This window comes from Methylocella sp. CPCC 101449 (assembly GCF_031921685.1).
Taxonomy (GTDB): Bacteria; Pseudomonadota; Alphaproteobacteria; order Rhizobiales; family Beijerinckiaceae; genus Terripilifer.
Genome location: NZ_JAPDHU010000003.1, coordinates 358,208 through 375,580, shown reverse-complemented (window position 1 = coordinate 375,580; position 17,373 = coordinate 358,208). Strand labels below are relative to the sequence as shown.

Annotated in this window: 18 protein-coding genes; 8 read left to right on the top strand and 10 right to left on the bottom strand. The window is 62.8% G+C overall.

Going from position 1 to position 17,373, the window contains the following annotated elements; translation table 11 throughout:
- Positions 1-147 precede the first annotated feature (147 nt).
- Positions 148-987 carry an FkbM family methyltransferase gene (locus OIM99_RS21950; RefSeq protein ID WP_311852612.1) on the top strand — a complete coding sequence of 280 codons (840 nt, stop codon included), beginning with the start codon at positions 148-150 and terminating at the stop codon, positions 985-987.
- Positions 988-1,186: 199 nt separating this feature from the next.
- Here the strand turns inward: OIM99_RS21950 and OIM99_RS21945 are convergent, their stop codons facing one another.
- The 8 genes from OIM99_RS21945 to OIM99_RS21910 all read right to left on the bottom strand — a co-directional run bounded on the left by OIM99_RS21945 (position 1,187) and on the right by OIM99_RS21910 (position 7,208).
- On the bottom strand, positions 1,187-1,807 hold the full coding sequence (locus tag OIM99_RS21945; protein WP_311852611.1) for a nucleotidyltransferase family protein: 621 nt from the start codon (positions 1,805-1,807) through the stop codon (positions 1,187-1,189).
- Between the two features lie 74 nt (positions 1,808-1,881).
- On the bottom strand, positions 1,882-2,901 hold the full coding sequence (locus tag OIM99_RS21940) for a molybdopterin-binding protein (protein WP_311852610.1): 1,020 nt from the start codon (positions 2,899-2,901) through the stop codon (positions 1,882-1,884).
- Positions 2,898-3,626, bottom strand: coding sequence for an XdhC family protein (locus OIM99_RS21935; protein ID WP_311852609.1), 729 nt, complete (start codon positions 3,624-3,626; stop codon positions 2,898-2,900). Before OIM99_RS21935 ends, OIM99_RS21940 begins: the two co-directional genes overlap by 4 nt.
- The gene (locus tag OIM99_RS21930; RefSeq protein ID WP_311852608.1) at positions 3,626-3,949 is read right to left on the bottom strand and encodes an XdhC family protein; all 324 of its coding nucleotides are present in this window, start codon (positions 3,947-3,949) and stop codon (positions 3,626-3,628) included. Before OIM99_RS21930 ends, OIM99_RS21935 begins: the two co-directional genes overlap by 1 nt.
- Positions 3,950-4,041: 92 nt before the next feature.
- Entirely contained in the window at positions 4,042-4,689 is a 648-nt protein-coding gene (locus tag OIM99_RS21925; RefSeq protein ID WP_311852607.1) for a class II aldolase/adducin family protein, read from the bottom strand.
- Positions 4,686-5,777 (bottom strand): S-methyl-5-thioribose-1-phosphate isomerase, encoded by a 1,092-nt coding sequence (gene mtnA / locus OIM99_RS21920; RefSeq protein WP_311852606.1) that lies wholly within the window; start codon positions 5,775-5,777, stop codon positions 4,686-4,688. Before mtnA ends, OIM99_RS21925 begins: the two co-directional genes overlap by 4 nt.
- Positions 5,777-6,316 carry an adenine phosphoribosyltransferase gene (locus OIM99_RS21915; RefSeq protein ID WP_311852605.1) on the bottom strand — a complete coding sequence of 180 codons (540 nt, stop codon included), beginning with the start codon at positions 6,314-6,316 and terminating at the stop codon, positions 5,777-5,779. The genes mtnA and OIM99_RS21915 overlap by 1 nt, the downstream gene beginning before the upstream one ends.
- A gap of 16 nt (positions 6,317-6,332) precedes the next feature.
- On the bottom strand, positions 6,333-7,208 hold the full coding sequence (locus OIM99_RS21910) for an S-methyl-5'-thioadenosine phosphorylase (RefSeq protein WP_311852604.1): 876 nt from the start codon (positions 7,206-7,208) through the stop codon (positions 6,333-6,335).
- 214 nt (positions 7,209-7,422) lie between these two features.
- On the opposite strand from OIM99_RS21910, the gene msrP reads away from it, so the two are divergent.
- Positions 7,423-8,379, top strand: coding sequence for a protein-methionine-sulfoxide reductase catalytic subunit MsrP (msrP, locus tag OIM99_RS21905; protein ID WP_311852603.1), 957 nt, complete (start codon positions 7,423-7,425; stop codon positions 8,377-8,379).
- A gap of 196 nt (positions 8,380-8,575) precedes the next feature.
- Here the strand turns inward: msrP and prfA are convergent, their stop codons facing one another.
- Both prfA and ptsP read right to left on the bottom strand, forming a co-directional pair.
- Positions 8,576-9,649: a peptide chain release factor 1 gene (gene prfA / locus OIM99_RS21900; protein WP_311852602.1), complete on the bottom strand. Its 1,074-nt coding sequence runs from the start codon at positions 9,647-9,649 to the stop codon at positions 8,576-8,578.
- Between the two features lie 70 nt (positions 9,650-9,719).
- Positions 9,720-11,990, bottom strand: coding sequence for a phosphoenolpyruvate--protein phosphotransferase (gene ptsP / locus OIM99_RS21895; RefSeq protein WP_311852601.1), 2,271 nt, complete (start codon positions 11,988-11,990; stop codon positions 9,720-9,722).
- A 303-nt stretch (positions 11,991-12,293) separates the two neighbouring features.
- On the opposite strand from ptsP, the gene OIM99_RS21890 reads away from it, so the two are divergent.
- The 6 genes from OIM99_RS21890 (at position 12,294) to OIM99_RS21865 (ending at position 17,288) form a co-directional block, all read left to right on the top strand.
- Positions 12,294-12,707: a hypothetical protein gene (locus tag OIM99_RS21890; RefSeq protein ID WP_311852600.1), complete on the top strand. Its 414-nt coding sequence runs from the start codon at positions 12,294-12,296 to the stop codon at positions 12,705-12,707.
- 157 nt (positions 12,708-12,864) lie between these two features.
- A complete protein-coding gene (locus OIM99_RS21885) occupies positions 12,865-13,167 on the top strand; it encodes a hypothetical protein (protein ID WP_311852599.1) in 303 nt (100 codons plus the stop codon).
- A 212-nt stretch (positions 13,168-13,379) separates the two neighbouring features.
- Positions 13,380-14,354 carry a thioredoxin-disulfide reductase gene (gene trxB, locus OIM99_RS21880; protein ID WP_311852598.1) on the top strand — a complete coding sequence of 325 codons (975 nt, stop codon included), beginning with the start codon at positions 13,380-13,382 and terminating at the stop codon, positions 14,352-14,354.
- 31 nt (positions 14,355-14,385) lie between these two features.
- Entirely contained in the window at positions 14,386-15,276 is an 891-nt protein-coding gene (locus OIM99_RS21875; protein ID WP_311852597.1) for a LysR family transcriptional regulator, read from the top strand.
- A 356-nt stretch (positions 15,277-15,632) separates the two neighbouring features.
- On the top strand, positions 15,633-16,166 hold the full coding sequence (locus tag OIM99_RS21870) for a formylmethanofuran dehydrogenase subunit E family protein (protein ID WP_311852596.1): 534 nt from the start codon (positions 15,633-15,635) through the stop codon (positions 16,164-16,166).
- Positions 16,167-16,244: 78 nt separating this feature from the next.
- Positions 16,245-17,288: an ABC transporter substrate-binding protein gene (locus tag OIM99_RS21865; RefSeq protein ID WP_311852595.1), complete on the top strand. Its 1,044-nt coding sequence runs from the start codon at positions 16,245-16,247 to the stop codon at positions 17,286-17,288.
- The last annotated feature ends 85 nt before the right edge of the window (positions 17,289-17,373 follow it).

Here is a 17,373-nt window from a genome sequence, read left to right as displayed (position 1 = left end):
CCCAAGATTTAAGCCATTTAGGCGCTAGTGCAAGGGCGGAACCGGGCCTCGGCGGGGGCAGATTGCCCCATGGCGGGGGCGGCAGTCCTCTCAGGTGCTTTGCCTTCCGGCTGGCTTTTGGCCGGACCCGCGTGCTATGGCGCGGCCATGAAGCCTTTCCCTAACGATACCGGGCCGTTCGGCGCTTATGCGCCCGGCGCATTGGTGGCCAGCATTATTTCGCGTACCCGCCGGGCCTCCCAGAATTGGGCAGGCCGGCGCGGCGCCTTTGCGCTGCGCAAGGTCGCCTTGCGCCTGCTCGCGGGCCGGCCGGTCGACACCGAGGCGCTTGGCGCGCGGATGCGGCTCTATCCGTATAATAACGTTTGCGAAAAGCGTATTCTTTTCACGCCGCAATATTTCGACGAGCCGGAGCGGGCGCTGCTGGCCACGGCGATCAAGCCTGGTTTCGTCTTCATCGACATCGGCGCCAATATCGGCGGCTATTCCTTGTTCGTGGCGGCGACCGCCGGGCACGACGCGCGAATCCTGGCGATCGAGCCGCAGCCGGAGATTTTCGAGCGCCTCGTCTACAACATCCGCCAGAACGCATTCGCTTCGGTGAAGGCGCTCGATTGCGCCGTGTCGGACAAGGATGGCGAGATCACCCTGTTCCTGCCGACGCACAATCGCGGCGAGACCTCCATGCGCATCGTCAATTCCGATGCTGGCGGTCAAAGGCTGAAGGTGGCGGGGCGCACGCTGCTGGGATTGGTCCAGGATGAAGGCTACAGCCATATCGATGCGATCAAGCTCGATGTCGAAGGCGCCGAAGACCTGATCCTCGAGACCTTCTATCGCACGGCGCCACAGTCGCTGTGGCCTAAGCTGGTGCTGATGGAATATTCCAACGGCCGCTGGGCGCTCGATCTGCCGCGCATCATGCGCACGAACGGCTATCGCGAAACCCTGCGCACCAAGTCGAACGTGGCCTGGGTGCTGGATTAAAGCGTTTCATGGCAACATTGCCGACAGGCGGTGGGCAGGCTCCGTCATTGCGAACGAAGTGAAGCAATCCAGGAGTCAAGGTGCAGAGGCATTAATATAGATATGCCTGTACCACAGTCGCTTCTGGATGCCCTACCACGCGCTCCTGGATTGCTTCGTCACTGCGTTCCTCGCAATGACGGTTGATGATAAGAACGCTTTAGCCCTTCGCGGTGCGCAGCGCATCGAGTGCGTCGGGCGTGTCGACATCGGTGGCGATGGCTTCATTGTCCATCGTCACATAGATGATGCGCTCGTTCTTGGCAGCGGCTTCTATGATCGGCCTGGCGCCCTGGTCGCCTTTCAATTGCATGATCTGCGGGAACAGTGAGCGGGCCAGGAGCACCGGATTGCCGCGTGTGCCGTTGTAGACGGGCACCACCGCATCGGCGTCGGGATGGTCGATGAAAACTTCGATCAGCCGGTTGATGATCGCGCTCGAGACTTTCGGCATGTCGGCGAGCAGGACCACCGCGCCCTGGCTGTTGACCGGCAGGCGGCCGACGCCACGTTTGAGCGACGAAGCGAGGCCGGTTTCATAATCGGGATTGTGAACGAGGCTGACGTCGGCATCGGCCAGCGCCGCCTCCACCGCCTCATGGGCATAGCCCGTGACCACGACAACGGGCGCGCAGCGCGAGCACAAGGCTTCGTCGATGACATGGCGGACCAACGGCCGGCCATCGAGGTCAGCCAGCACTTTGGTGACGGCCTTGTCGTCTTGCGCCCGATAACGGGTGCCAAGACCGGCGGCGAGAATGACGGCAGCGACGTGAGCCATGGGGAAAAGTCTTTGTTTGAAGCGTCTTCATAAGTTCGGCGTCGCCCAACGGCCGAACACCGGAACGCTATGTATCAGTCTGACGGCGGGATGGCACGCGGCTGGCCGCGCTGGACGATTTCCATGAGCAGGCCTCCGGCACCCATGCGGCGGATGTCGCGGGCTTTCACGTCGAGACCGGCGAGCAGGCGTTGCAGCACCCAGTCGAAGCCGTTTTCCTTGGGCGAGCGGGCGCAGCCGGGGGCGCCGAGGACGGGTTTACGCTTGCCGTCGCTCTCGATGTCGCCGACCAGAAGCAGATTGCCGGGATCGACAGGCATGCCGAGCTGTTCGATGCGCCCGCCGGCCATTTCCAGCGCCGCCGGGATCACGTCGCGCCGATCGGTGATGGCCGAGGCGCCGAAGACGACGATGATGTCGCTTTCCTGTTTCACGTCGGCGATGGCGGCCGCGAGCGGGCCGGCCTCGTGCGGCACTCTGAGATCGGCGACGAGGGTGGCGCCGGCAGGCGCGATGCGCTCCTGCATGACGCGCAGCGTCTTGACGACGGTCGAAGGTTTCAGGCCGGGCAGCAGGGTGGAGACGACGCCGATCTTCATCGGCTTGTAGGCCGCGACATGTAGCGGCGCTTCTTTCGACGCGGCGATGGCTTGCTGGAGCAGGGTTTCGGGCACGGCGAAGGGAATGATCTTGACGGTGCCGATCATCTCGCCTTGCACCACCGCGCGCCACGGTTCGAGCGTCGCGACGGTGATGGATTCGTCGATGTCGTTGATGCCGTCGATGGCGGTGGTGTCGATCATCAACACGCCGGCCTGTTCGGCGAACAGATTGGAGCGGCCGGTGAAGGGTTTCTCGACGCTGACGTGATCGCCGGCGACGGTCTGGGCCAGGCGTAGCGCGGCATCGTCCTCGCCGACATCGCCGTTCTCCGCCTTGGCGACGACGATATCGAAAACACCAGCCGCCTTAAGGGCCTCGATCTGCGCCGCGCCGATGGTCTCGCCCTTTTTCAGGACCAGGCCATCCATGCGCACCGCATGGGCGACGATACCGCCCAGGGCCTCGTCTACCGGAATGGCACCAAATTTCACGCTGAGGCTCCAATCGCCGCGCCGGCGCGCTCTTTTTCGGCGCGCAGCGGTTTCTTGCGCAGGGACAGAATGATCTCGGCCAGAACCGAGACGGCGATTTCAGCCGGACTGACCGCACCGATATCCATGCCGATGGGGGCGCGAATGCGGGCGATCTGTTCTTCGCTAAAACCCTTGGCCTGCAAGCGTTCGACGCGGCGCGCATGGGTTTTGCGCGAGCCGAGCGCGCCGACATAGAAACAGTCGGCCGCGAGCGCCAGTTCCAACGCCGGGTCATCGATCTTGGGATCGTGAGTGAAACAGGCCAATCCAGAGTAGCGATCGAGCTTGAGACCGGGCAGGACATCCTGCGGCCATTCGGCAAGCAGTTTCACGTCGGCGAAGCGCTCCGGCGTGGCGAAGGCGGTGCGCGGATCGATGACGGTCATGTCGAAACCGGCGACACGGGCGAGCGGCGCCAAAGCTTGCGAGGCATGTACGGCGCCGATCACGAACAGGCGAACCGGCGGCACCTGCACGGTGAGGAAATAGCTTTTGCCGTCCACCTCCACCGTGCCGCTCTTGCCCGAGCGCAAGGCTGAATCCAGCACATCGGCCAAAGCGTCGCTGGCGATATCAGCGCCTTTGACCAGGCGCTGCGCGCCGTTCGACGTATCGGTGATCAAGATACAGGCGCGCCGAGCCGCGCGCTCGGTGTTCATCGCGGAGAGAAGTGCGAGATCCATTAGTCCACCTTCTCCACATAGACCTTGATGCGGCCGCCGCAGGACAGGCCGACCCGCCAGGCGGTCTCGTCGGCGACGCCGAATTCCAATGTCCGGGACTTGCCGTCGCCGATCACGTCGAGGGCTTCGGTGACGACTTCGCCCTCGACGCAGCCGCCGGAGACGGAGCCGAGAAACAGACCGTCCTCGTCGATCACCAGATGGCTGCCGACCGGGCGCGGCGCCGAGCCCCAGGTCTCGGTGACGGTGGCAATGGCAACGCCCTTACCGGCCTTCCGCCATTCCTCGGCTTTGGCCAGGATGTCTTCATCGGTCGCGAGCATGATTTCCTCACATGTCGGATGGTTCGGTGCTAAACCGCTATATATTCCCATATATAGCGCGCCCACCCGGAGATTTCCACTCCGGCGCCAGATTAGCCCTTGCGGCCATAAGTGGCGAATTGCACCAAAACCCTCTCCATTTCCGTTTTGCCTAGGATAACAGGTTTCAGTTTGGCGGCGAGCAGATCGAGATATTGGCCGCTCAGATTTTCGACTTCCTTGGCCACCGCCAGTGCGCCGTCGAGCGTGGCGCCGACGGCGATGACGCCGTGGTTGGACAAGAGCGTCGCCTTGCGCCCTTTGAGCGCACGCACCGCATGATCGGACAAGGCCTGCGTGCCGAACGTGGCATAGGGCGCGCAGCGGATGTCGTGTCCGCCGGCAATGGCGATCATATAGTGAAAAGCCGGCAGGCCGCGCCGCGCGCAAGATAAAGCCGTGGCGCGGGGCGAATGGGTGTGGACCACCGCATTGACCTCCGGCCGCGCTCGATAGATCGCCGCGTGAAAGCGCCATTCCGAGGAGGGCGGTCGTTTGCCAGTCAAAACCTTGCCGTCGAGATCGAGGAGAACGAGATCGGCGGGTTTGGTTTGCGCATAGGGCAGGGCCGAGGGCGTGATCAAAAGGCCGTGAGGGGCGCGGGCCGAGACGTTGCCGGATTTCGATGGCGCGAAGCCGAGGCGATCCATCTCCTGGGCGATGCTGATCACGTTGCGGCGAAGGGAAGCGTCGGTGCTCATATGCGCTCGGCTTGCGGATAAAGCGCGGCGAGGCCCTCGGCGGTGGCGGGCGTGACGCCGCGTTCGGTGATCAAGGCGGTGACGAGCCGGGCCGGCGTCACGTCGAAGGCCGGATTGGCGGCCTGCGATCCGGGCGCGACGATCCGGACGGCTCTCAGATGATCGTCCGCGTCGAGGCCGGTCATATGGGTGACTTCGCTGGCGGCGCGTTCCTCGATGGGGATGTCCTGCACGCCGTCGCCCAGCGACCAGTCGATGGTCGAAAACGGCAGCGCCACGTAGAACGGCACGCGATTGTCGAAAGCGGCGAGCGCCTTGAGATAGGTGCCGATCTTGTTGGCGACATCGCCCCGCGCCGTCGTGCGGTCGGAGCCGACGATGCACAGATCGACCTGGCCATGCTGCATCAGGTGCCCGCCGGCATTGTCGGCGATGACCGTGTGTTTGACGCCATGGGCACCCAGTTCATAGGCGGTGAGGGACGCGCCCTGGTTGCGCGGCCGTGTTTCGTCGACCCAGACATGCACGTCGAGGCCGGCATCATGGGCGAGATAGATCGGCGCCAGCGCGGTGCCATAGTCGACGCAGGCGAGCCAGCCGGCGTTGCAATGGGTGAGAATATTGAGGGGCCCGCTCTTGCGTGCGGCGGCCTTGTGCAGCAGCGGCAGACCCTGTTCGCCGATGGCGCGGCAAGTGGCGGCGTCCTCGTCGCAGAGGTTGAGGGCTTCCGTGCGGGCGCGCTCGGCGCGTTGCGCTGGCGGCAGCGGTAGCAGGACGGTCTGCATGCGGCGCAGCGCCCAATGCAGGTTCACCGCGGTGGGGCGTGTCGCACCGAGAGAGGCGAGGGCATAGGCCAAGGCGGCATCGGAAGGATCATCGCGCATGGCTAGCGCCACGCCCCAGGCGGCGGTGGCGCCAATGAGTGGCGCGCCGCGCACGATCATGTCCTTGATGGCTCGGGCCGCATCCGCCGAGGTGTTGAGCGTGACGGTCTCGAAGGCGAACGGCAGTTTCGTCTGGTCGATGACGACGACATGGCGCCGTTCGTCTTCCCAGATGGTGCGATAGGGCCGGCCGCCGATCTGCATCAGTGACCGTCGAACGCCATGAGCGTGCGCACGGGCACGCCGAGCGCCTGAATTTTCTTGGCGCCGCCAAGGTCAGGCAGATCGATGACGAAACAGGCGGCGACCACATCGGCGCCGATGGATTTCAAGAGTTTCACCGCCGCTTCGGCGGTGCCGCCGGTGGCGATGAGGTCGTCGATGACAATAACCCGTTCGCCGGCTTGAATAGCGTCGCTGTGAATCTCCATTTCGTCGACGCCATATTCAAGCGAATAGGCGATGGACGCTGTTTTGTGCGGCAGCTTGCCTTTCTTGCGGATGGGTACGAAGCCGGCCGACAATTGATGGGCGACAGCACCACCGAGAATGAAACCGCGCGCTTCGATGCCGGCCACCTTGTCGATCTTGGTGCCGGCGACCGGCTGAACCAATTCATCGACGGCGCGGCGGAAGGCTCGGGCATCACCGAGCAGGGTGGTGATGTCGCGAAACTGAACGCCCGGCTTCGGATAATCCGGAATGGTGCGGATTGCTTGCTTCAGATCATAGGTTGCGTTCATCGACAATCCATTCTGGTTAGGCGGCGTTGACGCGCGCCAGGATCACTTTCAACTTTTCCAATAGGGCGGGATCACGGGCCGATGGCGCCGTGATGAGTGCGGTGTCCAAGGCGCGATCGGAACCGACGGGGCAGGGTTCATGTTCGGCGGGAAAATCGCGCAGCACGCGCGCCAGCAGCTTCGCCGCCTTGCCGGCATTTTCATGGACGATCTTGATGACGGAGGCGACATCGACCGCGTCATGTTCGGGATGCCAGCAATCATAGTCGGTGACCATGGCGACCGTGGCGTAGGAAAGCTCGGCTTCGCGCGCCAGCTTCGCCTCCGGCATCGCGGTCATGCCGATGACGTCATAATTCTGCGCCTTGTAGGACAGCGACTCAGCATAGGAGGAAAATTGCGGTCCCTCCATGCACACGTAAGTGCCGCCTTTGACGATGGGCAGGCTTTCTGCCTCCGCTGCCTGCAACAGGCGTTGGCGCAAAAGCGGTGAGATGGGATGGGCCATCGACACATGGGCAACGCAGCCATTGCCGAAAAAGGATGAGGCGCGGCCGTGGGTGCGATCGACGAATTGATCGACGAGAACGAAGAGGCCGGGCACGAGTTCCGGCTTGAACGAGCCGCAGGCCGACACCGAAATCACGTCGGTGACGCCAACCTGCTTCAACGCATGGATATTGGCGCGATAATTGATGCCCGAGGGCGACAGGACATGGCCGCGTCCGTGGCGGGGCAAGAAAACCGCGTCGGTGGAACCGATCCGGCCGAAGCGCAATGCGTCCGATGGCTCGCCAAAGGGGGTGCTGACGCGTTCCTCGCGCAGGTTTTCTAGCCCTGGCAGGTCGTAAATGCCCGAACCGCCGATGATGCCGACAATCGCTTTGGTCATGGAATCCACCTTACCCGTCGAGTTATCCCGTCAATCGCGCGCGAATCAAGCGCCATCCGCCACCGAAAAAGCCAGCGATGACAGGCTCGTGACATCGGCCTGCGGCATCGTGATTTGCCGTGAACGGCGCATGGTCCTAAATTTTGGGCAGGAAAAGGGGGCGTATTCGCGCATCCAAGCAGGCATTGCGCGGAAAAGCTCATCGGAGGCCGTCATGAACGTCATTCACCGTCGCGGATGGGAAATTCCCGAACGCGAGGCGACGCCGGAACATTTGTTTTTCGATCGCCGCAACCTGTTGAAAGCGGGATTAGCCCTTGGCGCGGGATCGATGCTGCCGGGTGTCGCCGCGGCGCAGGCCGATAATCCGTCGGCGGCTCTGTTTCCGGCCAAGCGCAATGAAACCTACACGCTCGACCGGCCGCTGACGGCGGAAGACATCACGTCGCGCTACAATAATTTCTACGAGTTCGGCCAGGCGAAGAATATCTATCAGGCGGCGCAGCGTCTGGAGACGCGGCCGTGGGTGATCAAGATCGACGGCATGATCGAGAAACCCTTCGAGATCGGCATCGACGATCTGATGGCGAAGATGGGGCTCGAAGAGCGGCTCTATCGGCTGCGCTGCGTCGAAGCCTGGTCGATGACCATTCCCTGGACCGGCTTCCCGATGAAGAAACTGGTGGAACTGGCGAAGCCGCAATCGGGCGTCCAGTACCTGCGCATGGAAACCTTCCTCGATCCGAAAGTGGCGCCGGGCCAGCGGCAGGTCTGGTATCCGTGGCCTTACGTGGAAGGTGTCACCATGGCGGAGGCGATGAACGAACTGACCTTCGTCGTCACCGGCGCTTATGGCAAGCCGCTGGCAAAACAGCATGGCGCGCCGATCCGCCTGCACTCGCCATGGAAATATGGCTTCAAGGGCGTCAAGTCGATCAAGCGCATCACCTTCACCAATGAGCGGCCGAAGAGCTATTGGGAAGCCTTGCAGGCGTCGGAGTATGGCTTCTGGGCCAATGTGAACCCGGAAGTGGCGCATCCGCGCTGGAGCCAGGCGACCGAGGAGGTGCTCGGCACCGGCAATCGCGTGCCGACCCTGAAGTGGAACGGCTACGGCGAATATGTCGCCGACATGTACAAAGGGCTGGAGAAAGAAAAGCTCTATATGTGAGGGCTCGAGTTAGCCATCTCGGTGTCATCCCAGACGCGCGCAGCGCGATCTGGGATCCAGGGGCGACAGTTGAGAGCAATGTTATGTTGCCGCCGCATTGCATCGACAAGCAGCGCCGAGCCTTTGACTCCTGGATCCCGGATCACTTGCTGCGCAAGTGTCCGGGATGACACTGAGGTGTCGCGTGTAAGGCCGCTTACTTCTCGCTTTCCGCCAGCAGATCAGCCTGATGCTGGGTGATCAACGGATCGATCACTTCGTCGAGCGCTTCGCCGGTGATGATCTTATCGAGCTTGTAGAGCGTCAGATTGATGCGGTGGTCGGTGACGCGGCCTTGCGGAAAATTATAGGTGCGGATGCGTTCCGAGCGATCGCCTGAGCCGACCTGCGATTTGCGGTCGGCGGCGCGGGCGTTATCGAGTTTTTGGCGCTGCTCGTCATAGATGCGTGAACGCAGCAGCGCCATGGCGCGGGCACGGTTCTTGTGCTGCGAGCGCTCCTCCTGGACGAAGACGATGGTGCCGGTGGGAATGTGGGTGATGCGCACGGCGGAATCGGTCTTGTTGACGTGCTGGCCGCCCGCGCCCTGGGCGCGCATCGTGTCGATCTTGAGATCGGCCTCGTTGATCTCGATGTCGACATCCTGGGCTTCCGGCAGAACGGCGACGGTCGCCGCCGATGTGTGGATGCGTCCTTGCGTTTCCGTGTCGGGCACGCGCTGCACGCGATGCACGCCGGATTCGAATTTCAGCTTGGCGAAGACGCCGCGCCCTTCCACCTGGGCGACGATTTCCTTGAAGCCGCCGGCCGTGCCTTCGCTGGTGGAGAGAACTTCCATCTTCCAGCCGTGCAGATCGGCATAGCGCTGATACATGCGGAAGAGATCGCCGGCGAAGAGGGCGGCTTCATCGCCGCCGGTGCCGGCGCGCAGTTCGAGAATGGCGCCGTGTTCGTCGGCCGCGTCCTTGGGCAGCAGCGCCAGGCGCAGCGTGTGTTCGAGCTCAGCGAGCCGCGTTTCGGCGTCGGCTTTTTCCTCTTCGGCCAGTGCGCGCATTTCGCCGTCGATGGCGGGATCGGCCAGCATTGCCTCGACGCCAGCCAGATCGGATTGCGCCGTGCGCCAGCCGTCGATGGCGGCGGCCACCGGATCGAGTTCTGCCAGTTCGCGCGACAGAGCGACGAATTCGGCGCCGGTGGCGCCACCGGCCAGGCGCGCGGAAATCTCCTGATGGCGGCGGGAAATGAGATCGAGTTTGTCGGCGGGCAGCATGGGGAAACCTGAAGACGAGAAGACCTTGAGCGAAAACCTGGAGCGAAAACCTGAAGCGCGCGAAACGTCGCTACAACGGCACGCCCTTGGCTTCGGCGAAGGCGATCAGGTCAGGACGCAGCGAGGTCTGGCCGGTGCGCCGATCCAGGAGATCGCCGATGAATTCGGTGACTTCGCCGGCATCGACGCCCAGCACCATGGCTTTGACCGGTCCGATGCTGGCCGGCGACATGGACAGTGAACGATAGCCGATGCCGATGAGCGCCATCGCTTCCAGCGGCTTGCCACCGATCTCGCCGCACAAGGTCAGCGACTTGCCGGCGAGATTGGCGCGATCGGCGATGCGCTTGAGGGCGCGCAGTGCCGGCGGGCTCAGCGGATCGTAGCGCGACGACACGCGCTTGTTGTCGCGATCGGCCGCATAAAGATATTGCATCAGGTCGTTGGAGCCGACGGAGAGGAAGTCGGCGCGCTGCAGCAGTTCGTCGAGCTGCCACAGCAGCGACGGCACTTCGATCATGACGCCGAGCTTGAGGTCGGACGGCATGACATGGTTGTGGCGGCGCAGATGTTCGATCTCGCGGTAGACGCAGGCGCGCGCCGCGTCGAATTCCTCGACCGAGGCGACCATCGGAAACATGATGCGCAGCTGCCGCCCGGCACCGGCGCGCAACAGCGCGCGCAATTGCAAGCGCAAGAGGCCCGGCCGGTCGAGGCCGATGCGGATGGCGCGCCAGCCGAGTGCCGGATTCTCTTCCTCGAACGTCTTCATATAGGGCAGGATCTTGTCGCCGCCGATGTCCAAGGTGCGGAAGGTGACGGAACCGCCCTGCATCTGTTCCATCACCGCGTTGTAAAGCGCGTATTGCTTTTCCTGGCGCGGGAATTGCGGCGCCAGCATGAATTGCAATTCGGTGCGGAACAGGCCGATGGAGGTGACGCCGGCCTCGGCCATCAAGGGCAGATCGACCAGCAGGCCGGCGTTCATGTTCAAGCTGATGTCGACGCCATCCTTGGTCTTCGATGGCGTATCGCGCAAGGCGCGATATTGTTCCTGGCGGCGGGCGCGCAGCCGGGCCTTTTCGCTATAGGCCTGTTCGACGTCGTATTGCGGGCGCAGTTGGACTTCGCCGACGCTGCCATCGACGATGATCGCATCGCCTTGTTCGACCAGGCTGGTGATGTTCTCGACATCGCCGACCATCGGAATGCCAAGCGCGCGGGCGACGATGGCGACATGGCTTGAAGAGCCTGCGTCTTCGAGCACGAGGCCGCGCAGGCGCTTGCGGTCATATTCGAGCAGGGCCGCCGGCCCCATGCTGCGGGCGACGAGAATGGCGTTGTCCGGCAGGTTTTCCGGCGCGGTGATCAGTTCCTGCCCGGTGAGTTGATGGAGCAGGCGATTGGCGAGTTCGTCGAGATCGTGCAGGCGTTCGCGCAGATAGGGGTCGGCCTGGCGCTGCAGCCGGGCACGGGCTTCGTTCTGCACGCGCTCGACGGCGGCTTCGGCGGTGATGCCGCCGCGCACGGCTTCGCGCAGGCGGCGTAACCAGCCCCGGTCGTTGGCGACCATGCGGAAGGTTTCCAGTACTTCGCGATGTTCGCCACCGCCCATGCCGTCGTTGTCGAGCAATTCGTCGAGGTTGGCGCGCATCGCTTCGATGGCGGTGTTGAGGCGTTCCTCTTCGCGCTGGGTGTCTTCGGCGATGATCTGGGTAACGATGACGCGCGGCTCGTGCAGCACCACATGGCCAAGGCCGACGCCTTCCGAAACAGCACTTCCGCGCAAGGCCATCGGCTGGCGGTTGCTGAAGTCGACGCCGGGGCGCACGATCGCCTGCAATTCGCCCGAGGCGATCATCTCGGCCAAGAGCATCGAGATGGTTTCGAGAACCTCGATCTCTTCTTCCGAATAGATGCGCCGCGCCCGGTTCTGGACGACGAGAACGCCAAGCGTGTTGCCGCCGCGCAGGATCGGCACGCCGACGAAGGATTGGTAAATCTCTTCGCCCGTTTCCGGCTTGTAGGAGAAGGCTGGATGCGACTGGGCATCGCTCAGCGACAGGGGTTCGGCGCGCTGCGCGATCAAGCCGACGAGACCTTCGCCGATGCGCAGGGTGGTCAAATGGACCGCTTCGCGATTGAGACCTTCGGTGGCGAACAGTTCGAGCCGGCCGTCGTCGCGCGCCACATAGACCGAGCAGACTTCGGCGACCATGTTGGAGGCGATCTGAATGACGATCTTGTCGAGGCGCGCCTGTGCCGTCACCGGCTCCGCCATGACCTCGCGAAGCCGGCGGAGCAGAAGGCGGGGCCCGCCAATCGCGCCGCGCGTCGTCATACGGTTAACGCCCTCACATGCGGCCAATAATTGGCCAAATACCGGCAATCCCTCAGAAATCCCTGACGGTGCACCGATTCACCACCCCGGATAGGGAGACTGTCCGGCCCGTATAGCATGCAAGAGCCGTGCGGCAAGCTATCGGAGCAGCGCCGATCATCGGCGGGGAACTCCGAAATTGAACCATTTTTAGTCTCTTGCGTTGCAGTGACATGGTCGGGCCACCTTTGTCTTATATCGACTTTCGGTGGGTCGCGTGTAAACTAACCCCGTGCGGTCGGAAGGGGTCCAGAGGAGACTACGATGAAGAGTATTTATGGTCTTGCCGTTGGCGCGTCGCTCGCGGTCGCGGCTTTTGCGTCTGCTCCGGCATCGGCCATGCCGTTGTCTGCTGGCATGGCGCCGTCGGCCGCTGATGCTCACGCCTCGCCTTTGACTGAGCAGGTGCAATATCGCCGCTATGGTGGCCCACGCTACTACGGTGGTGGCCCGCGTTATTATCGCCGTGGCATCGGTCCGGGTGGCGCGATCGCCGCTGGTGCAGCGCTTGGCATCCTCGGTGCCGCAGCCGCGGCTTCCGCCGCGCCGGGCTATTACGCGGCGCCGGCTCCGGTCTATGGCTATGGTGGCGGCTATGGCTGCTACTGGGTCCGCCGGCCGGTGTATGACGCGTGGGGCAATCCGCGCGGCACCCATCCGTTCCAGGTTTGCAACTGAGTTTGCGCCTGAACTGCAACGGATCTGATTGAATCCATTGAAAGCCGCCGTCGGTTCACCGTCGGCGGCTTTTGAGTTTAATCGGAACGAATGTCGTCCCCAGGGGTTTTCATTCCAGACGCGTATTTGCGTCGGGGGGTCTATCCCTGGAGGAGCTATGAATATTCTCGTAAAAACCGCGTTGGCCTTTTCCTTGATGGCTGGCGCATCCGCTGTCGGCGCCGGGATGGCGCAGGCCGGGCCCATGAGCTTCGGCGCTGGCGGACACGACGCTGGATTGGTCCAGCAAGTCCAGTTCAATCCCGTGGAGCGGGCGATCCGCCACGAGGCCGATCGACGCGAGGCGCGTCGTGCGGTGCGTCATGAAATGATGCGTCGCGAAATGCGCCGGGAGATGCGGCGCGACGACATGCGCCGGGAAATGCGCCGAGACCGCATGCGGCGCGACATGTATCGCTGATCTAATCACCTGAATTGAAAAGAATTAAGGGCGTTTCGGCTGAAAGCCGGAGCGCCCTTTTCCTTTTTGGCAACGGGCCGCTGGTCAATTTGGCGTGCTTTCCCGCGCTCTGCGGCTTTCCGGCAAGCTCTGCATCTATTACATAACTGAGACGCCCTGGCGGCCGAGCGGGCCGTCGATTTCCCCGTATTCGTGCATTCTGAGCCCATAAGATGAGCAACAAGCAAGTTCCCCTGCACGCTAAAATGATCATCGTCGGTTCTGGCCCGGCTGGTTACACCGCCGCCATTTATGCCGCGCGCGCCATGTTGGAGCCGGTGATGATTTCGGGCTTCGAGCCCGGCGGCCAATTGATGATTACGACGGATGTCGAAAACTATCCGGGCTTCGCCGATCCGATCCAGGGGCCGTGGCTCATGGAGCAGATGAAGGCGCAGGCCGAGCATGTCGGCACGCACATGGTCTCCGATCACATCACGTCGGTGGATCTGTCGCGCCATCCGTTTCGCCTGAAGGGCGACAGCGGCGCCGATTACACCTGCGATACCTTGGTGATCGCCACGGGTGCGAAAGCCAAATGGCTCGGCATTCCCTCCGAGGAAAAGTTCAAGGGCTACGGCGTTTCCGCCTGCGCCACCTGCGATGGCTTCTTCTATCGCGGCAAGGAAGTGATCGTCGTCGGCGGCGGCAATTCGGCGGTCGAAGAAGCGCTTTATCTTGCCAATCTCGCCTCGAAGGTGACGGTGGTCCACCGCCGCGATGGGTTCAAGGCCGAGCGCATCCTGCAGGAACGGCTGTTCAAACATCCCAAGATCGAAGTGCTGTGGGATCACACGCTCGATGAAGTGACCGGCACCGCGACGCCGCCTGGCGTGACCCATGCGCGTCTGCGCAACGTCAAGACCGGCGAAGTCACGGAGAAGCCGGTCGACGGCGTCTTCGTCGCCATCGGCCACGAGCCGGCGTCGGAACTCTTCAAGGGGCAGATCGAGATGAAGCCGAACGGCTACATTCGTACCGCTCCCGATTCGACCGCGACCAACATCCCCGGCGTTTTTGCCGCCGGCGACGTGACCGATGACATTTATCGCCAAGCTGTCACCGCGGCCGGTATGGGCTGTATGGCGGCTCTGGAAGCCGAGCGCTGGCTCGCCGCCCATGAAGTGACCAAGGTGGCGGCGGAGTAAGCGCAGCGGGCAATTTGAAGGGCTGACAACGGTGGACTGGGACAAACTGAGAATATTCCACGCGGCGGCAGAAGCCGGGTCGTTTACCCATGCCGGCGAGGCGCTGGGGCTGAGCCAGTCGGCGGTGAGCCGGCAGATCAGCGCTCTGGAGGCCGATCTGCAGGTGCCGCTGTTCCATCGTCACGCCCGCGGCCTCATTCTCACCGAACAGGGCGACGTCCTGTTCCGCACCGTGCGCGACGTGGTGGTGAAGCTCGATGCCACCCGCACCCGCCTGTCCGACAGCCGCGAGCGGCCACACGGCGATCTGCGCGTCACCACGACGGTGGGAATCGGCACCAACTGGCTGACGCCGCGAATCGGTGAATTCCTGGAGCTCTATCCGGACATCAAACTGTCGATTCTGCTCTCCGACGACGAGCTTGACCTGTCGATGCGCGAGGCCGACGTGGCCATCCGCGTGCGCGAGCCGGTGCAGGCCGATATCATCCGCCGGCGCATCTTCACGATGCATTTTCATGCTTATGCATCAGTGGCTTACCTAAAGCGCTTCGGCGAGCCGAAGTCGCTTGAGGACCTCGATCATCACCGCGTTTTGACCTACGGGGTGTCGGCACAGAATTACCTCAGCAGCGTCAATTCCCTGCATTTCGCCGGTCGCGACGCCAAGAACCCGCGGCCCTCGACTTTGACGGTCAACAACATCTCGGCGCTGCGCCGGGCGGTGGAGAACGGCGTCGGCATCGCCGTGCTGCCCGACTATATCGCCCTGGCGGACACCCAGCTGGTCCGTATTCTTCCCCAGGCAGATATGCCTGAGCTCGAGTGCTACCTCGCCTATGCGGAAGAAATGAAGAACGTCGCAAGGGTTCGTGTCTTCAGAGACTTCCTGGTCGCGAACGCGCAACGCTGGGATTATTAAGCCTGTGCATAGCTGGAGCTAAGTTTGGTTACTGGCTATGCACTCTCTGCACAGGCACCATGCACATTGCGGCGTTGCGACGCACGACTGTGCCGCGCAATATGACTGGGTCGGCTGAAGTTTGAGCCAAGCCCCCTCCCTTCCGGTGAGGCTCGTAAAAGGACTTCATGCCGTTCCCCTCTGGAGACATCCGGCTTCCCCGCTGGATTGTCGGCCGGGCAGCAATGCCCGGCCTTTTTTCTTGCTCATTTTCTCGCCGATTTGCCTCAAATCCCGTTAGTCGCGCCCAAGCTCCGTTTTGCCCGCAGGCGGATTCCTGTTAGCGATGGGTGGGTATGAAAAGGGAGGCAAAACTTATGACAATGCATAGCTCGTTAAGCGATAGGCTTGTTTCGCGACTGGCTGGTGCTCTGGTCGCCCTGGCTTTTTCGGGCGGTCTGTCGATGGCGCAGGCGCAAAGCCGCGAGGAATGGATCGCGTTCGGCACGCGTGTGCACGGTGGCTTCGGCTCTTTCATTCCCGTTGGCATCCGCATTGGGCTCGACGCCCTGCAAAAGCTCAACGCCAAGCCGCGCGAGGTCAACGTCACTTTCTGGGCCGGGCCGAAAGCGCCCTGTGCTTGCCCGGCCGATGGCATCCTCATCGCCACGACCGCCAGCCCCGGCCAGGGCTCCTTGCGGGTGGCGGGGGAGAAGGCGCCGGACGGCACGTTCGCGGTCGCGGTTATCACCCATAAGCAGAGCGGCGCCTCGGTGAAATATACGATCGCCGAAAGCTGGATGCCGCGCCTGGTGGAGATGAACAAGACGCTCGACGAGGCCGGTCGCTTCGATGCAGTGATGAAAGCCGAAGGGCTCTTCCAAGCCGAGCTGACGCCCGCCAAGCCCTAACGTCGTCCTTGTGGTCGTGGTCTTGCTGGACCCGACGATCCTGCCTGGGCTATGAAATAAGGACCAGGGAGGACAATCATGATTACCAGACGCGCATTCGCGCTGTCGGGTGCGGCGGCAGCGACAGTGCTGGCCGCGCCCGCGCTCGCGCAAGGTCCAACCAAAGTCAAACTCGGCGTGCCAAACGCGGCCACGGATGTAGGCTATTTCGTTGCCCATGCGCGCGGCTATTTCAAAGACGAAGGGCTCGATGTCGAGATGATCCCCTTCGATTCCGCCGCCCGCATGATCGCGCCCATGGCATCGGGCGATCTGCAAGTGGCGGCCGGGGGCCCATCGGCCGGCTTCTATAACGGCTTCACGCGCGGTCTCGACATGCGCATGGTCGCCGACAAATCGCGCAACATCGTCAATCGCAGCAGCATTCGCTTGATGGTGCGCACCGCTTTGGTCCAGTCCGGCCGGGTCAAGACCATAGCCGATCTGAAGGGGCTGAAATATGCCAATGGCGCGCCGGGCAGCTCGGCGAGCACGCTGTTCTATCTGCTGTTCAAGAAAGCCGGCATCCGCATGGATGAAGTGCATGAAACATCCATGAGCTTCCCGCAGCAGGTGGCGGCTTTGGAAAGCGGCGCGATCGATTTCGCCATGCCGCCCGATCCCGCCGGCACGCTGGCGGTGAAGCGGGGCGCGGCGGTTGCGCTCATGCCGAGCTGGGAATTGATGCCCTCGCAGCAGGTAGCGGTGACGCTCTATGGCGGCAAGTTCATCAAGGAGCAAAACGAGCAGGGGCGGCGTTTCCTGCGCGCCTTCCTGCGTGGCGTGCGCGATCATAATGATTCTCTCGACGACACCGGCAACTTCAGCGGCGCCAAGGGCGATGCGATCATCGACATTCTGGTGAAATACGGGCCCTTCCGCGACCCGCAGATCTATAAGTCCTTCGTGCTGGCCTATTGCGATCCCGACGGCAAGCTCGACATGCAGGCCTTGCAGGCCGACATCGATGTGTTTGGCGAGCTGAAAATGCTGGAACGGCCGGTGGAGCTCGCCAAGGTCGTCGACACCAGTTTTCTCGATTGGGCCTTGCAGCAGCTCGGGCCCTATAAGAAAGCGGCGTAAACGCTGAGCGTGGAGCAGCTATGATGCGCGGACGTTTGAACGTTCGCGCATCACCTCTTTATAAGAGTGGCAGGCGATCGCCTAA

Excerpts from the sequence above, each read along its gene's own strand:
- OIM99_RS21915 (WP_311852605.1), bottom strand. The coding sequence starts at position 6,316 with ATGAACGCAACCTATGATCTGAAGCAAGCAATCCGCACCATTCCGGAT.
- OIM99_RS21885 (WP_311852599.1), top strand. The coding sequence starts at position 12,865 with ATGAATATTCTCGTAAAAACCGCGTTGGCCTTTTCCTTGATGGCTGGC.
- OIM99_RS21930 (WP_311852608.1), bottom strand. The coding sequence starts at position 3,949 with ATGCTCGCGACCGATGAAGACATCCTGGCCAAAGCCGAGGAATGGCGG.
- prfA (WP_311852602.1), bottom strand. The coding sequence starts at position 9,649 with ATGCTGCCCGCCGACAAACTCGATCTCATTTCCCGCCGCCATCAGGAG.
- OIM99_RS21865 (WP_311852595.1), top strand. The coding sequence starts at position 16,245 with ATGATTACCAGACGCGCATTCGCGCTGTCGGGTGCGGCGGCAGCGACA.
- trxB (WP_311852598.1), top strand. The coding sequence starts at position 13,380 with ATGAGCAACAAGCAAGTTCCCCTGCACGCTAAAATGATCATCGTCGGT.
- ptsP (WP_311852601.1), bottom strand. The coding sequence starts at position 11,990 with ATGACGACGCGCGGCGCGATTGGCGGGCCCCGCCTTCTGCTCCGCCGG.
- OIM99_RS21945 (WP_311852611.1), bottom strand. The coding sequence starts at position 1,807 with ATGGCTCACGTCGCTGCCGTCATTCTCGCCGCCGGTCTTGGCACCCGT.
- OIM99_RS21950 (WP_311852612.1), top strand. The coding sequence starts at position 148 with ATGAAGCCTTTCCCTAACGATACCGGGCCGTTCGGCGCTTATGCGCCC.
- OIM99_RS21925 (WP_311852607.1), bottom strand. The coding sequence starts at position 4,689 with ATGAGCACCGACGCTTCCCTTCGCCGCAACGTGATCAGCATCGCCCAG.
- msrP (WP_311852603.1), top strand. The coding sequence starts at position 7,423 with ATGAACGTCATTCACCGTCGCGGATGGGAAATTCCCGAACGCGAGGCG.
- OIM99_RS21870 (WP_311852596.1), top strand. The coding sequence starts at position 15,633 with ATGACAATGCATAGCTCGTTAAGCGATAGGCTTGTTTCGCGACTGGCT.
- OIM99_RS21935 (WP_311852609.1), bottom strand. The coding sequence starts at position 3,626 with ATGGATCTCGCACTTCTCTCCGCGATGAACACCGAGCGCGCGGCTCGG.
- OIM99_RS21910 (WP_311852604.1), bottom strand. The coding sequence starts at position 7,208 with ATGACCAAAGCGATTGTCGGCATCATCGGCGGTTCGGGCATTTACGAC.
- mtnA (WP_311852606.1), bottom strand. The coding sequence starts at position 5,777 with ATGCAGATCGGCGGCCGGCCCTATCGCACCATCTGGGAAGACGAACGG.
- OIM99_RS21890 (WP_311852600.1), top strand. The coding sequence starts at position 12,294 with ATGAAGAGTATTTATGGTCTTGCCGTTGGCGCGTCGCTCGCGGTCGCG.